This window comes from Actinomadura madurae, assembly GCF_047130825.1.
GTDB lineage: Bacteria > Actinomycetota > Actinomycetes > Streptosporangiales > Streptosporangiaceae > Spirillospora > Spirillospora madurae.
Genome location: NZ_CP083237.1, coordinates 2,358,491 through 2,372,506, shown reverse-complemented (window position 1 = coordinate 2,372,506; position 14,016 = coordinate 2,358,491). Strand labels below are relative to the sequence as shown.

13 protein-coding genes are annotated in these 14,016 nt (G+C 75.2%); 6 read left to right on the top strand and 7 right to left on the bottom strand.

Features of this window, described 5'->3' with window-relative positions:
* Positions 1–58 precede the first annotated feature (58 nt).
* Positions 59–2,605: an ATP-dependent helicase HrpB gene (gene hrpB, locus K8Z49_RS10825; RefSeq protein WP_412518483.1), complete on the top strand. Its 2,547-nt coding sequence runs from the start codon at positions 59–61 to the stop codon at positions 2,603–2,605.
* Here the strand turns inward: hrpB and K8Z49_RS10820 are convergent.
* A complete protein-coding gene (locus K8Z49_RS10820; RefSeq protein WP_412518481.1) occupies positions 2,592–3,341 on the bottom strand; it encodes a TetR/AcrR family transcriptional regulator in 750 nt (249 codons plus the stop codon). The two genes, hrpB and K8Z49_RS10820, sit on opposite strands and share 14 nt — an antisense overlap.
* Before the next feature lie 93 nt (positions 3,342–3,434).
* On the opposite strand from K8Z49_RS10820, the gene K8Z49_RS10815 reads away from it, so the two are divergent.
* Both K8Z49_RS10815 and K8Z49_RS10810 read left to right on the top strand, forming a co-directional pair.
* Entirely contained in the window at positions 3,435–4,391 is a 957-nt protein-coding gene (locus tag K8Z49_RS10815) for an ATP-binding cassette domain-containing protein (protein WP_412518479.1), read from the top strand.
* On the top strand, positions 4,388–5,182 hold the full coding sequence (locus K8Z49_RS10810; RefSeq protein ID WP_111831304.1) for an ABC transporter permease: 795 nt from the start codon (positions 4,388–4,390) through the stop codon (positions 5,180–5,182). The genes K8Z49_RS10815 and K8Z49_RS10810 overlap by 4 nt, the downstream gene beginning before the upstream one ends.
* On the opposite strand, the gene K8Z49_RS10805 is transcribed toward K8Z49_RS10810, so the two are convergent.
* The 3 genes from K8Z49_RS10805 to K8Z49_RS10795 all read right to left on the bottom strand — a co-directional run bounded on the left by K8Z49_RS10805 (position 5,179) and on the right by K8Z49_RS10795 (position 7,218).
* On the bottom strand, positions 5,179–5,883 hold the full coding sequence (locus K8Z49_RS10805; protein WP_111831305.1) for a hypothetical protein: 705 nt from the start codon (positions 5,881–5,883) through the stop codon (positions 5,179–5,181). The genes K8Z49_RS10810 and K8Z49_RS10805 overlap by 4 nt on opposite strands.
* Before the next feature lie 124 nt (positions 5,884–6,007).
* Positions 6,008–6,733: an anti-sigma factor family protein gene (locus K8Z49_RS10800; protein WP_081842674.1), complete on the bottom strand. Its 726-nt coding sequence runs from the start codon at positions 6,731–6,733 to the stop codon at positions 6,008–6,010.
* Complete coding sequence (locus K8Z49_RS10795) at positions 6,730–7,218, bottom strand: sigma-70 family RNA polymerase sigma factor (RefSeq protein ID WP_205717773.1); 489 nt, start codon at positions 7,216–7,218, stop codon at positions 6,730–6,732. Before K8Z49_RS10795 ends, K8Z49_RS10800 begins: the two co-directional genes overlap by 4 nt.
* 430 nt (positions 7,219–7,648) lie before the next feature.
* On the opposite strand from K8Z49_RS10795, the gene K8Z49_RS10790 reads away from it, so the two are divergent.
* On the top strand, positions 7,649–8,326 hold the full coding sequence (locus K8Z49_RS10790; RefSeq protein WP_256255272.1) for a hypothetical protein: 678 nt from the start codon (positions 7,649–7,651) through the stop codon (positions 8,324–8,326).
* Between the two features lie 70 nt (positions 8,327–8,396).
* Here K8Z49_RS10790 and K8Z49_RS10785 read toward each other — a convergent pair whose 3' ends face one another.
* Positions 8,397–9,176: a class I SAM-dependent methyltransferase gene (locus K8Z49_RS10785; protein ID WP_412518476.1), complete on the bottom strand. Its 780-nt coding sequence runs from the start codon at positions 9,174–9,176 to the stop codon at positions 8,397–8,399.
* Between the two features lie 100 nt (positions 9,177–9,276).
* Here K8Z49_RS10785 and K8Z49_RS10780 point away from each other — a divergent pair, with 100 nt between their 5' ends.
* A complete protein-coding gene (locus K8Z49_RS10780; RefSeq protein ID WP_256255273.1) occupies positions 9,277–9,819 on the top strand; it encodes a CGNR zinc finger domain-containing protein in 543 nt (180 codons plus the stop codon).
* A gap of 31 nt (positions 9,820–9,850) precedes the next feature.
* Positions 9,851–10,318 (top strand): SRPBCC family protein, encoded by a 468-nt coding sequence (locus tag K8Z49_RS10775; RefSeq protein ID WP_412518474.1) that lies wholly within the window; start codon positions 9,851–9,853, stop codon positions 10,316–10,318.
* Positions 10,319–10,435: 117 nt separating this feature from the next.
* Here the strand turns inward: K8Z49_RS10775 and K8Z49_RS10770 are convergent, their stop codons facing one another.
* Complete coding sequence (locus K8Z49_RS10770) at positions 10,436–12,916, bottom strand: GMC oxidoreductase (protein ID WP_412518472.1); 2,481 nt, start codon at positions 12,914–12,916, stop codon at positions 10,436–10,438.
* A 3-nt stretch (positions 12,917–12,919) separates the two neighbouring features.
* Positions 12,920–14,014 (bottom strand): alpha/beta hydrolase, encoded by a 1,095-nt coding sequence (locus tag K8Z49_RS10765; protein WP_412518470.1) that lies wholly within the window; start codon positions 14,012–14,014, stop codon positions 12,920–12,922.
* Between the last annotated feature and the right edge of the window lie 2 nt (positions 14,015–14,016).

The following is a 14,016-nucleotide window of genomic DNA, read 5'->3' as shown; positions in this document are numbered from 1 at the left end:
GCCGCAATTCATCGGGGGCCGTTCCAGGGCCCGTGCGCCGGGGCGGCACACTGGGACGATGCAGCTGAGCGCCGCCGAGACCCTCCCCGTCCGCCACGCCGTCCCCGCCCTGCGCGCGGCCCTGGACGACGGCGGCACGGCGGTGCTGGCCGCGCCTCCCGGCACCGGCAAGACGACGCTGGTCCCGCTCGCCCTCGCCGGGCTCGCCCTCGGCGGCCCGCCCGCCGCCGGGAAGGTGCTCGTGCTGGAACCGCGGCGCCTCGCCGCCCGCGCCGCCGCCCGCCGCATGGCCTGGCTCCTCGGCGAGCGCGTCGGCGGCCGGGTCGGCGTCACCGTGCGCGGCGAGTCCCGTCCCGGCTCCCGCGTCGAGGTCGTCACCACGGGCGTCGTCCTGCAGCGGCTCCAGTCCGAACCCGACCTCCCCGGCGTCGGCACGGTGATCCTGGACGAGTGCCACGAGCGGCATCTGGACGCCGACACCGCGCTGGCGTTCCTGCTGGACGTGCGCGCCACGGTCCGCCCCGACCTGCGGCTGGTCGCCGCGTCCGCCACCGCCGACACCGGGCCGTGGGCGCGGCTCCTCGGCGGCGCGCCCGTCGTGGAGACCGAGGCGGCGCTGCACCCGGTCGAGACGATCTGGGCGCCGCCGCCGCGCCCCGTCGCGCCGCCCCACGGCATGCGCGTCGACCCGGCCTTCCTCGCGCACGTCGCCGCGACCGTCCGGCGGGCCGCGGCCGAGCGCGACGGGGACGTCCTGTGCTTCCTGCCCGGCGTCGGGGAGATCGCCCGCGTCGCCGGGATGCTCGCCGGCGCCGGGGCCGACGTCCTGCAGATCCACGGGCAGGCGCCCCGGTCCGCGCAGGACGAGGTGCTCGCGCCCTCCTCCCGCCGCCGGATCGTGCTGGCCACCTCGGTCGCCGAGTCGAGCCTCACCGTGCCCGGCGTCCGGACCGTCGTGGACTCCGGCCTCGCCCGCGAGCCCCGCACCGACCACGCCCGCGGCCTCGGCTCCCTCACCACCGTCCGCGCGTCCCGCGCCACCGCCGCGCAGCGCGCCGGCCGCGCCGGGCGGGAGGCCCCCGGCGCGGTGTACCGGTGCTGGACGGCGGCCGAGCACGACCGCCTCCCGGCCCGGCCCCGCCCCGAGATCGAGCTCGCCGACCTCGCCGGGTTCGCGCTCCAGGCGGCCTGCTGGGGCGACCCCGACGCGAGCGGCCTCGCCCTGCCCGACCCGCCCCCGCCCGCCGCCATGGACGCCGCCCGCGCCACCCTGCGCGCCCTCGGCGCCGTGTCTTCCCGAGGGGGGACGACCCCCCACGCCCCCCGCAACGCCGTGGAGGACGGGCGCGTCACCGGCCGGGGGCGCAGGCTGGCCCGTGTCGGGTTGCATCCGCGCCTCGCCCGCGCCCTGGTCGACGGTGCCGGCGAGGTCGGCGCCCGTGCCGCGGCCGAGGTCGTCGCGCTGCTCTCCGAGCCCCCGCCCCGCGCCGCCGGCGACGACCTGACCGCCGCCTGGCGCGCCCTGCGCCGCCGCGGCCGTCCCGCCGACGCCCACGCCGCCCGCTGGCGGGACGAGACCGCCCGCCTGGAGAAGGCGCTCGCCTCCTCGGCTCCGGAGGTCCGGCCGGGAGGGGAGGCCGAGGACGACCGGGTGGCCGGGGTCGTGGTGGCGCTGGCGTTCCCGGAGCGGGTGGCGCGCAGGCGGGGCGGCGGGTATCTGATGGCGTCCGGGACCGGGGCCGTCCTCGCGGACGGGTCGGCGCTGGCCGGGGCGCGGCCGGAGTGGCTCGCGGTGGCGGCGGCGGACCGCCCGGCCGGGTCGGCGTCGGCGCGGGTGCGGCAGGCCGTCGTGATCGGCGAGGACGTGGCGCGGTTCGCCGCGGCGCCGCTGCTCGGCGCGGACGAGGAGGTCGCGTGGCGAGACGGGGACGTGGCCGCGCGCCGCGTCGAGCGGCTCGGCGCGATCGAGCTGGACGTCCGGCCGCTGCCGGAGCCCGACCCGGCCGCGGTGCGGGCCGCGCTGCTGGACGGGGTCCGCGCCGAGGGGCTGGGACTGCTCACCTGGACCCCGGCGGCCGTCGCGCTCCGCGAGCGGCTCGCGTTCCTGCACGGTGCCCTGGGGGAGCCCTGGCCCGCGGTCGACGACGCGGCCCTGCTGGAGCGGGCTCCGGAGTGGCTGGCGGGAGCGCGGCGCCGCGCCGACCTGGCGCGGGTCGACGTCGCCGCCATGCTGCGGGGGCTCCTGCCCTGGGAGCAGGCCGCGCGGCTGGACGAGTACGCGCCCGAGCGGATCGAGGTGCCGTCCGGGTCGCGGATCCGCGTCGGCTACTCGGGCGAGCGGCCCGTCCTGGCCGTGAAGCTGCAGGAGCTGTTCGGCTGGGACGCGGTGCCGCGGCTCGCGGGCGGGCGGGTGCCGCTGGTGGTGCACCTGCTGTCCCCGGCGGGGCGCCCGGCCGCGGTCACCGCCGACCTGGCCTCGTTCTGGCGCGAGGGCTACAAGGCGGTCCGGGCGGAGCTGCGCGGGCGCTACCCGAAGCACCCGTGGCCGGAGGACCCGGCGGGGGCCGTCCCGACGAAGCGGACCAAGCGGGCTAGCGGGAGCTGATCAGGACCTCGATGCCGTCCAGGACGCGGGCGAGGCCGAACTCGAAGGCGCGCCGGGGTGCGGCGGGGGCGTTGTACTCCTGCCCGGCCGCGGTGCCGACGCGGGTGCCGATCGGGTAGTCGGCCTCGTCGACGAGCTCGGCGAGCAGCGGCGCGGTGGCCTCCCACCACTGCAGGTCGCTGATGCCGCTGCGGCGCTCGGCCTCGGCGGCGTTGACCGAGACGCGGGCGGCGCTCTCGGCGAAGCCGGTGACGAGCGCGACGACCGAGTCCATCTCCACGTCGGTGAGGCCGAGTCCCTCCACGGCGCGCAGCTCGAACTCGTACTTGGCGAGCGTGTGCGGGCCCATCGGCGGGCGCGCGAGCGTCACCTGCAGCAGCCACCGGTGGCGGTGGTACAGCGCCCAGCCGTCGTGGGCGACGTGCTCCAGCCGGGCCCGCCACGTGTCCTGCTCCGGGGGTGTCAGCTCGCCGAACGCGCGGTCGACCATGGCGTCGATCAGCTCGGCCTTGCCCGGGACGTAGGTGTAGATCGACATGGGGGAGACGCCGAGCTCGTCGGCGATGCGCCGCATGGACAGCGCCTCCAGGCCCGCGGCGTCGGCCAGCCCGATCGCCGTCCGGACGATGTCCTCCGGGGTCAGCCGCGGCTTGGGCCCCCGTCTGGGGCGAGCCCGCACGCCCCACAGGAGCTCCAGACTGCGTTTCGGGTCCCCGCCCCCGCTGTACTCGGTCACGCCGGGATCCTCTCAGGGATGAAACTCTGTACTCCGTACGCTATATTGGCCGCGATGGTAATTCCGTACTGTGTACATAGTTTGGAGGACGGGGTGACGGAACCACGGCTCGCGGTCTCCGCCGAGGGGCTGCGCAAGCGCTACGGCGGCACCGAGGCCCTGGCGGGGCTCGACCTGCGCGTCCCCGCCGGCACCGTGCACGGGCTGCTCGGCCCGAACGGCGCGGGCAAGACCACCGCCGTCCGGATCCTGACCACGCTCACCCGGCCGGACGGCGGCACCGCCCGCGTCGCCGGGCACGACGTGGTCCGCGAGCCGGACGAGGTGCGGCGCCGGATCGGGCTCGTCGGGCAGCACGCGGCGGTCGACGAGATCCTCGGCGGCCGGCAGAACCTCGTCATGTTCGGCCGCCTCCACCACCTCGGCGCGAAGGAGGCGCGGCGGCGCGCCGACGAGCTGCTGGAGCGGTTCCGGCTGGCCGACGCGGCAGCCAAGCCCGCCGGGGAGTACTCCGGGGGCATGCGGCGGCGCCTCGACCTGGCCGCGTCCATGATCCTCGCGCCGCCGGTGCTGTTCCTGGACGAGCCGACCACCGGACTCGACCCGCGCAGCCGGGGCGAGGTGTGGGACGCGATCCGCGCCCTGGTCGGCGGGGGCACGACCGTCCTGCTCACCACCCAGTACCTGGAGGAGGCCGACCGGCTCGCCTCCGGCATCTCGGTGATCGACCGCGGCCGCGTCATCGCCGAGGGCACCCCCGACGCGCTGAAGGCCCGGCTCGGCGGTGACCGCATCGAGGTCGTCCTGGACGACCCCGGGTCGCTCACCACCGCCGCCGGGATCGTCGGGAAGGTCGCGGCCGGCGAGGTGGACGTCGACGCCGAGACCCTGCGCGTCGGGGCGCCGGTGTCCGGCCGGGCCGCCGCGCTGACCGAGGCCGTCCGGGCCCTGGACGAGGCGGGCGTCGCCGTCGCCGACATCGGCCTGCGCCGCCCCACCCTGGACGAGGTGTTCCTGCACCTCACGGAGAAGGAGGAGGTGCCCTCATGAGCGTCGAGGCGCTGCGCTGGGCCGTCGCCGACGGGCGGACCCTGACCGGGCGGGCCCTCGCCCACTGGGCCCGCAGGCCCGGCGAGGTCGCGGTCGGGCTGCTGTTCCCGGTGATGGTCGTGCTGATGATGGGCTACCTGTTCGGCGGCCAGATGGACGTGCCCGGCGGCGGGAACTACCGCGCGTTCATCGTCCCCGGCATGTTCGCCCTCACGATGGCGTTCGGCGTCGAGACCACGTTCACCGCGGTCGCGAGCGACGCCGCCAAGGGCGTGACGGACCGGTTCCGGTCGATGCCGATGTCGCCGTCCGCCGTCGTGGTGGGCCGCGCCACCGCCGACATGCTGCACTCGGTCGCCGCCCTGGCCGTCATGGCGGCGTGCGGCGTGCTCATCGGCTGGCGCGTCCACGACGGCCCGGTGCGGGCCCTCGCGGGGCTCGGGCTGCTGCTGCTCCTGCGGTTCGCGCTGATCTGGCTCGGCGTCTACCTCGGCCTGGTCGCCAAGGGGCCGGAGTCGGTGGCGGCGATCCAGATCCTGGTGTGGCCGATCGGGTTCCTGTCCAGCGCCCTGGTCGCGCCGAGCACGATGCCGGGCTGGCTCGGCGCGATCGCCGACTGGAACCCCATGTCGGCGACCGTGACGGCGTGCCGCGACCTGTTCGGCGACCCCGTCACCGGCGGGTCGTGGGCGGCGCAGCACAGCCTGCCGCTCGCGGTGGCGTGGCCGCTGGTGATCGCGGCGGTGTTCGTCCCGCTGTCGGTACGCCGCTACCGCGCCCTCGGCCGCTAGGGCAGCAGGGACGCCCGGTGCCGCGCCAGCGCGAGCGCCGGGTAGCACGCCTCGGGCAGAGGCTCCGCGCCCGCGAGAGCGGCGCGGAGCCTCGCCCCCACGGCCGCGGCCTCGTACGGCTGGACGACGCACAGCTCGGCCTGCATCGCCTGCCGTGCGGCCGACATCAGCGCCGGGACGTCCCCCACGATCACGACCTCCGCCGGGACGTCGCCATACGACAGCCGGACGGCCAGAGCGTGCATCCCGGCGGTTCCGGCGCCCTCGTAGCGGAACTCGCAGACCAGGCGGTCGCCGTCCAGCGGCCCTTCCTGGATCAGCCACGCCTGACCGGGCACGACCCGCCCGAGCGAGCCCTCCCAGGGCGCGGCCGGGACGTCGCGGAGTCCGTCCGCCGCGCGCCCCGCCGCCCGGCGGCCCTCCGCCGGGCCGATCGCGGCGAGCGCCCGCAGGAACGTCCGGGCGCCCGGCGTCGCCGCCGCCCGCAGGCAGCCGATCAGGTCGCCGAGCGCGGCACGCCGCCCCTGGACGTGCGGGGCCGCCGCCTCGAGATCGCCGAGCCGCGCGGACGCCCACACCTCCGCCTGCAGCGGGCCCGGCAGCGCGGGCAGGGCGTCCGCCTCACGGACGTAGGCCGCGTACACCTCGCGGAGCCCCGGCAGCATCAGCTCGGGGCCCGCGGACGGCCGGATCGCACTCACCGGACCAGCCTATGAGACCCGGCCCATGAGACGTGACGGAGCGGCGCGTCCGCGCGGCCGGTGCGGCCGGGCCGGCGTGGACGCGCCGCGGGTCCTGCGAAGGCCGGATCCAGAAGGCCCGGGCCTAGGCGGGGACGGTCAGCAGCGTGCGGCCCTCGCCGATCGTCCGGACCTCGAACCGGCTGATCTCCTGCGGCCGCAGCGCCGTGCCGCCCTGCACTGCGAGCCGCGGCTGCGCCGAGCCCGGCAGCCCGTACCCCTTGGCCGGGACGGCCCAGCCGACGACGGTGTGGGCCTTGCCGTTCTTGTCCACCGCGACCAGCTCGCAGCGCAGCGGCCCGTCCACCTTGCTGAGCTGCAGCCCGACGCGGCTGCCCCAGGCCTTCTGCTGCATCGCGACCGTGCCGGTGACGCCGGTGCCCTCGTCGGAGGCCGACATCAGCCGGCCCTCGCGCATCAGCGCGGCCGTGTCGCCGTCCTGACCGGCCGGGGCCCGCTCGCGGTCCGCGCCGAGGGTGAACCCGGTGCCGGCCGCGCCGCCGAGCAGCACGACCCCGGCCGCCGCCGCGGCCAGCGACCGGGCCGCGCGGTGGCGCCGCCGGCGGCGGATCCGGTGCCGCATCATGTCGGTGACCACCGCGGGCTCCGGCGGCGCGGGCATCGCCTCCACCGGGTCCTCGATCGGGCCGATGCCGTCGAGCGTCTCCGCCAGCCCGCGGAGCGCACCCAGCTCCTCGTGGCAGGAGTAGCAGGTCGACAGGTGGGCCTCGAAGGCGCGGCGGTCGGGCTCCTCCAGCAGGCCGAGGGCGTAGGCGCCGACGTCGACGTGCGGCATGTCCGGCGCTCTCATGGCGTCACGCCCCTCTCCTCCAGGGCGACGCGGAGCGCCCTGAGCGCGTAGTAGACCCGGGACTTCACGGTGCCCACGGGGATGCCGAGCTGCTTGGCGGCCTCGTTGACCGACCGGTCCCGGAAGAAGGTCTCGTTGAGGATCTCGCGGTGGGCGGGGGACAGCGCGAGGAGTGCTTCGGACACGACGACGGAGCGCAGCAGATCCTCCAACCCGTCGGGCACGCGCATGTTCTCCAGCGGGCCCTCGCCCGCCTCCTGCGGCCGTGCGTTCTTGCGGCGCTGGTCGTCGATGACGATCCGGCGGGCGACCGTCGCCAACCACGGCAGCAGGGAGGTCGCGTTCTCGTCGAGCTGGTGCGCGCTGCGCCACGCGCGGATCATCGTCTCCTGCACGACGTCCTCGGCCCAGTGCCGGTCGCCGCCGGTGAGGCGGAGGACGAACGACAGCAGCGGACGGCCGTACACGCGGTACAGCTCGGTCACGATCACCTGGTCGTCGACGCCTCCGGCGGGCTGCGGGCCGCGGAACCAGCTCCACGGTCCGGGAGGGCGTTCGCGGGTGGCCGACGCGGCGGCCGGTGATCTGTGGGCCATCGGGGGTCTCCGGGCGGGTGCGAGGGGCGGGTCGACGCGGTGACCGTGGGTGTCACGTTGGGAGGCAGTACGGGACCCCTGGGCCCGCCGGTTCAACTGGAGACCGTTTCGAGGCGAATTTTCCAGTTGCTCCCTTACTTGTTCGCGACCTTTTCCTTACCCCCGGGGCGGACGCCCCCCGGGCCGCGTCTCAGGTTCGTAGGGGGACGGCAGGATCCGAACGACCGCGCCAGGGTCTTCGCCGGGCACATTCATTCCGGTCGTGGAGCGAATGAGGGCACCGAGCCCATTTGCCCAACCGATGACGAGGGGCGGCAGAGTGAAGGGAAACGGGGAAGCACAGCTCAGCTACCGCCTGCTGCTGGCGGTGGACATCCAGGGGTACAGCCGGCGCGACACCCGCGAGCAGCTGCGCGCGCAGCGGCTGCTCTCGGACGCGCTCGACCGCGCGGCCCGGGGCGTCGGCCTCGACCGGGCCGGCTGGGACAAGCAGGTCGGCGGGGACGGGGAGCTCGCCACACTGCCGGACGGGGTCGACCCGGCGACGGTGGCCGGCGACTTCGTGATCGGCCTCGACGAGGCGCTGCGCGTGGTCAACGAGGACGCCGGCCGGTTCCGGCTGCGGGTGCGGCTCGCGCTGCACCACGGCACGCTCACCGCGGGGCCGTTCGGCCCGGCCGGCGACGCGCCGATCGTCGTCCAGCGGCTGCTGGACGCGACGCCGCTGCGCCGCCTGCTGATCGACGACGAGGACCGCGACCTGGCCTACGTCGTGTCGGACTCGCTGTTCGACGACGTCGTGCGGACCGGGTTCTGCGCCCTGCCGCCGGGAGACTTTCACGCCGTCAAGGTCGTCGCGAAGGGCGCGGCGTTCCGCGGCCACATCCTCACCGGCCGCGCGGCCCGCTCCGGCGCGCCGTCCGCGCGGGGCGGCCAGGATCCCGGGCTCGTCCCGCGAGCCCGCGTCCTGGACTTCCCGGCCCTCGCCGCGAGGTGAGAGGCGTCGGGAGGGCGAGCACGTCGGCGGCCGGGGCCGGTGATCGCCGGAGGGCCCGCCGCGTGGCGGGTCAGACGGGCAGAAGGGCGGCGAGCAGCCGGTTGTGGCCGTGCTGCCACAGCGTGCCGATCTCGGTGAAGCCGGCCGTGCGCAGCGCCTCGGTGTGCGCGGACAGCAGGCGGGCCGCCGCGCCGTGGTGCCCGGTGACGTCGTCGGCGCTCTGCGCGCGCAGGCCGGCGAAGGCGGGGTCGGCGCCGATCGCCTCCCACCACTGCGCCCAGGTCTCCGGGCGCGGGACGGCCGCATGCCGCCGGGCCGCCGCCCGTTCCCGCACTGCGCCCTCCAGCCGGTCCAGGCCGGGCGTTGCGTCGTCGGCGTGCAGGTCGTCGCCGTTGAGGAACAGCCCGCCGGGGCGCAGTACGGTCGCCAGCTCGGCGTAGACCACGCGCAGGTCGGCGGGGGAGATCCAGTGCAGCGCGGTGGTGCTCACGGCGGCGTCGGCCTGCCGGGGCAGCCGCAGCCGGGCGGCCCAGCCGGGCTCGCGCAGGTCGAGCGTGGTGAAGGCGATGCCGTCGCGGCCGGCGTGCACGGCCCGGCCGAGCGACAGCAGCAGGGGGTCGGCGTCGATGGCGACGACGGTGGCGGCGGGGATCCGGTCGAGGATGCGGCCGGCGAGCGAGCCGGGCCCGCAGCCGAGGTCCAGCACCAGCGGGTCGGGACGCTCCGCGGCCGCCTCCACCGCGTCGATCATCACGGTGAAGCGGTCCTCGCGATCGGGGACGTACCCCTCCTGCTGGGCGTCCCAGCGCGCGATCCAGGTACCGGCGGCCTCCCGGCCGAGCAGCGTCATGACTCCTCCTGTGACTGTCATGTAGCCTTTGACCAGTGACAAGCTAACCCGGAAGGGCGTAACTGGTCAAGTGAACTTCAACAGTCATACCGATGGCGTGGTGGCGTCCGCCGTGAAGCTCGTCAACGGGCTGACCGAGGGGGAGCGGCGCGGGCGGCCCTACACGCCGCCCACCGGGGAGGGCCTGGCCGCCGTGGGCATGGAGGCCCTCCAGGGCATCAGCAGGCGCACCGCCCTGACCGCGGACGAGGCCGCCGAGTTGGCCGCCGTCGCCCGCGAGCTGCGCGTGGTGTTCGAGGCCGTCGCCGCCGGCGACGTGAACGCCGCCGCAGGGCAGCTGAACCGGCTGCTGGCGCGGACCCGGGCCAGGCCCCGGCTGGCACGCCACGACGGCGAGCCGTGGCACCTGCACTTCCACGGCGAGGGCGGCACCATCACCACCGACTGGGGTGCCACCTGCGCGACCGGTCTCGCGGTCGTCCTCGGCGGCGAGATGCACGACCGCCTCGGCGTCTGCACCGCGCCGCACTGCGACCGCGTCTACGTCGACACCTCCCGCAACGGCACCCGCCGGTTCTGCGGGACCGCCTGCCAGAACCGCGTCAAGGCCGCCGCGTTCCGCGCCCGCGCCCACTCCTCCTGACACCCCGCCAACGGCGGTGTAGCGTGTGGCGATGATCCAGGCCACCGCCACCACCACCGCCGCGCCCGAGGATCTGTTCCGGCACCTCGCCGTCCCCGAGGCGTGGGGCCGCTGGGGCAGGTTCCCCACCCCGGCCAGGCAGGCGCGCAAGGGCGACACGACCACCTACGGCGTCGGGACGGTCAAGAAGATCTGGCCGGCCAGCGAGCAGACCGTCGCCTACGAGCCCTACACGCACTTCGGCTACATCGCGCTGAGAGGGCTCCCCGTCCGCCGCTACCGCTCCGACGTCCACCTGGAGAACGGCGGGCACCTCGAGAATGGCGGGCAGGGCACCCTCATCCGGTGGGAGGCGACGTTCGAGCCGCTGATCCCCGGAACCGGCGCGCTGGTCGGGTTCGGGCTGCGGCTGATGCTGAAGGCGTTCGTCAAGTGGCTGCCCGCGCACGTCGAGGACTGCCCCGCCGACTGCCCCGCCCGCCGGGCGGGCGACATCTGACCCGGACAGGGGCCGGAGGCCGCGCGACCCCCCGCGCGACCTCCGGCGAAAAGGTGCAGGCCGAGAGCACCCCGCAGTTCCCTCGGCCTGCACGACCTTGGCCCCCCTCGGGCCCCCTCAGGCGGGGTCCGGGCCGTAGACCTCCCACAGCTCCCCGGCGAAGAACCTGCCGAAGTCGAGCAGCTTGCCCGCCCCGTCCGGGCCCGACGTGCGGAACGTCGTGAGCTGCCGCGCGAAGTCCGTCAGCTGGATGTGCAGGACGCCCGCCGCGACGATCTCGGCGGCCTCCTCCTCGTCCTCGCCCACATGCCCCTCCAGCAGGCGCACGTAGAGCGTGCTGGTGTCCGGCCAGATCCGCGTCGGCGGCCCGTGCAGGACGTTCTTGTGCCCGCTCAGCGTGCGCGGCCGGTCCTCCCCGTCGGTGTAGAACAGCCGGTACTTCATCAGCCGCCGGTCGTCCTCGCCGTCGGCGACGAACAGGTTGAACGTGCCCTTCTCGACCGGGCGGCGGCCGCCGTCGCCGGCCGCGTCCACCCAGCCCTCGGCCTTCGCCTCGTGCCCGGGCTCGGCCAGGAACCGGTCGGTGTCCGCCGCGGTGATCGTCAGCCGGAACGACAGGGGCCGGCGCCCCTCGGCCAGCTCGCCGATCCGCGGATCGCTCTCGCCGTAGGTGACGAAGCCCTTCATCTCCTCGGTGAACGACAGCGACGTACGGCCGGCAGCCACATGGGACGGTCCCCGTGCCCCATCGTGACTCCCCGATGCCGGACCGTACGCCGTGTGGGGGGACGACCCCCCGCGCCCCCCGGAAACCGACTCGTACGCCGAGCCGTTCTCCCCCCCGCCCGGCGAGCCGGGTCCCCCGACCGGCTCGGCCCCCGTGGTGGACGGGACGGTGGTGCTGGAACCGCCCGCACCCCGTCGTGCGGACGAGTTCTCCAGCAGCCGCGTCGCCAGCCGGTCGGCGTGCGCGGCGATGGTGAGCGAGGGGTTCGGGCCCACCGGACCCGGCATCGCCGCCCCGTCGGCGATGTACAGGCCCGGGAACCCGAACACCTCACCGAAGGCGTCGCAGACGCCCTCGTCCCGGTGGGCGCCCATGGGGGCGCCGCCCAGCGGATGGACGGTGATGATCCGCTTGCGGAACCACATCGGGTTGTCGGCGTAGTGGGCGCCGAGCACGTCCGCGATCCCCTGCATCGTCCTGCGGACCCGGGTGAACAGCTCCTCGCTGGTCTCCGACGTCCAGTCGGCGGCGAGCCGGCCGTCCTTCAGCCGCAGCCGCCCGTCGGCGGTGTCGCGGCCCATCCCGAGCAGCGGCAGCGAGCTGACGGTCAGCGCCCCGTCGCCGATCAGGTCGGAGATCTCCTTGGACAGGTTGGTGTCCGGCGCGTCCCGGAAGAAGTCGGTGAACCGGTTCCACAGGAACTTCACCGCGCGCTCGAAGTCGTTGCCGACGTCGAAGCCGTCGACGATCCAGTCGGTGAACCCCGGGTAGCCGCCGTCCTCGATGTAGGCGCCGCGGCCCGCGCCGGGCACGCCGTCCAGCTCGTCCGGCAGCCGGATCGCCGTGGTGATCACCGGGCCGCGGCTGGCGTTCAGCGGCCGGACCCGGTTGCGGTCCTTGGCCCGCATCAGGAACGTCAGCAGGTCGCCGTTGCCGCTGAAGCGGGTGCCGAGCGCGTCGCTCAGCCCGGGGAACGCCTCCCGCGACTTCAGCAGCAGGAACGTCGTGCCGTAGGTGCCGGCGCCCAGGACCAGCCGGTCGCAGGAGATCGTCCGGATCGGCAGGCGTTGCTTCTTCGCGGTCAGGTCGACGTGGTGGACGTAGTCGACCTCGTACCCGCCGCCCGGCCGCGGCCGGATCGCCTTGACCTCGTGGGACGTGCGGATGTCGGCGCCGTGGTGCGCCGCGGCCGACAGGTAGGTGTGGTCGAGGCTGTTCTTGGCGCCCTCGTTGCAGCCGATGTCGCACTCGCCGCACAGCCGGCACGTCCGCCGGGGGACGCCGTGGACGTTGCCGTACCCGGCGTCCACGATCGGCAGGCTCAGGCCGGGCGTGCCGCCGGGCCGCGAGGCGAAGCTGACCGCGAGCGGCGGCAGCGTGCACTGCAGGCCGAGCTCGGCCGCCGCGTCCTGCATCGCGTGCGTCTTCGGGGTGTCGTCGAACGGGACCTGCTCCAGCGGGTAGGGCGTCGCGCCCATCATCTTCTCGACCGCGTCGTAGTGCGGGTCGAGGTCGGCGCGGGAGATCGGCCACGACTCGTACCCGCCGCCGGGCATCGGCTGGTCGTGGACGAACCAGCGCTCGTCCTTGCGCAGCAGCACGTTCGCGTAGATCAGGGAGCCGCCGCCCAGCCCCGACGAGACGACGGAGTCGCAGCCCTTGAAGCTCCAGACGTCGAACATGCCGTACAGCCCGGCGTCCGGGTCCCAGAACGCCCGCCCCATCTCCGCGGGGGAGCGCGGGAAGGCGCCCGGCGGGTACGGCTGGCCGCGCTCCATCAGCACCACCCGCCGGCCCGCCTCGGCCAGCCGGTAGGCGGCGACGGAGCCGCCGAAGCCGGACCCGATCACGACGGCGTCCACGTGCTCCATGCGTCAGCCCGCCTTCCGCTTGAGGAAGTCGAGCACCTGCGGCAGCACCTCGATGTCGATGCTCTTGCCCATGAAGACGTCCTGGTGGCCGTAGCCCGGCAGGATCGCCAGCTCGTGCCGGCCCGGCGCGATCTTCTCAAGGGCGCGGTGGCAGACGATGTTCGAGTCGGTGAACACGTTGTTGCGGTCTCCGGTGAGGAACAGGATCGGCGTGGTGACCTCGGCGGCGCCGGCCAGGTAGTCGTCCGGCAGGCTCGCGTGCCGGGCGGAGCGGGGGGCGTACTTCACCGCGCGGCCGGCCTTCACCATCGCGTGGATGTGCCGGTAGTAGTGGACGTTGCACGCCCCGAACAGGTCGGGCAGGCGCCCGTGCGTGACCGGCGACATCTTCTCGTGCGTGAAGATCGGCTTGCCGCCGCCCCACATGAAGCTGAGCATGTGGCAGGCCGGCTCAGAGCAGTCGCGGTGGAACGGCCCGACCGCCTTGGCGAGCGTCCAGCCGCGGGTCAGCACGGGGGCGGCCCCGTAGCGCGGGTCGAGATGGCACGGTCCGACGACGTACTCCATCAGCGCCGGCCCGTACGCGAGCTTGACCCTCGACCAGAGCGGCGTCCGCGGCGTCAGCGAGACGCTGTTGCAGACGAGGCTGGTGACGCCGGTGACGGTCCCGGCGAACAGGGCCATGGAGAACGACACGGCGCCCAGGCAGTGGGAGATCACGTGCACGCGCCGGCCCCCGATGTGGCGGCGCAGCTCGGCCATCGCCGCCGGGTGGTCGAAGAGCGCGATGTCGTCGAGGTTGTAGCGCTGGGTCTCGGCGTTGTAGGGGAACCGGCCGCTCATCCGGAAGTCCAGCGCCCACACGTCGCCGAACCCGGCGTCGTGCAGGTAGTTCACCAGGTTGGCGTGCTCCGGCATGATGTACATGTCGCTGGACGTCGTCAGGCCGTGCACCAGCAGGACCACGTCGTCGCTCTGCGCGCGGCGGAACCGGGTCAGGGTCAGGCCGAGGCCGTCCCCGGTCGCGAAGGGGTGCACGGACACGTCGGCATCGGCGACGCCCGCGTGCGTGAAGCGCGCGATCCGCTCCTGGTCCATGG

Bases quoted from the DNA above. Each gene is read 5' to 3' on its own strand.
- hrpB (WP_412518483.1), top strand. From the start codon at position 59: ATGCAGCTGAGCGCCGCCGAGACCCTCCCCGTCCGCCACGCCGTCCCC.
- K8Z49_RS10810 (WP_111831304.1), top strand. From the start codon at position 4,388: ATGAGCGTCGAGGCGCTGCGCTGGGCCGTCGCCGACGGGCGGACCCTG.
- K8Z49_RS10800 (WP_081842674.1), bottom strand. From the start codon at position 6,733: ATGAGAGCGCCGGACATGCCGCACGTCGACGTCGGCGCCTACGCCCTC.
- K8Z49_RS10785 (WP_412518476.1), bottom strand. From the start codon at position 9,176: ATGACGCTGCTCGGCCGGGAGGCCGCCGGTACCTGGATCGCGCGCTGG.
- K8Z49_RS10775 (WP_412518474.1), top strand. From the start codon at position 9,851: ATGATCCAGGCCACCGCCACCACCACCGCCGCGCCCGAGGATCTGTTC.
- K8Z49_RS10770 (WP_412518472.1), bottom strand. From the start codon at position 12,916: ATGGAGCACGTGGACGCCGTCGTGATCGGGTCCGGCTTCGGCGGCTCC.
- K8Z49_RS10765 (WP_412518470.1), bottom strand. From the start codon at position 14,014: ATGGACCAGGAGCGGATCGCGCGCTTCACGCACGCGGGCGTCGCCGAT.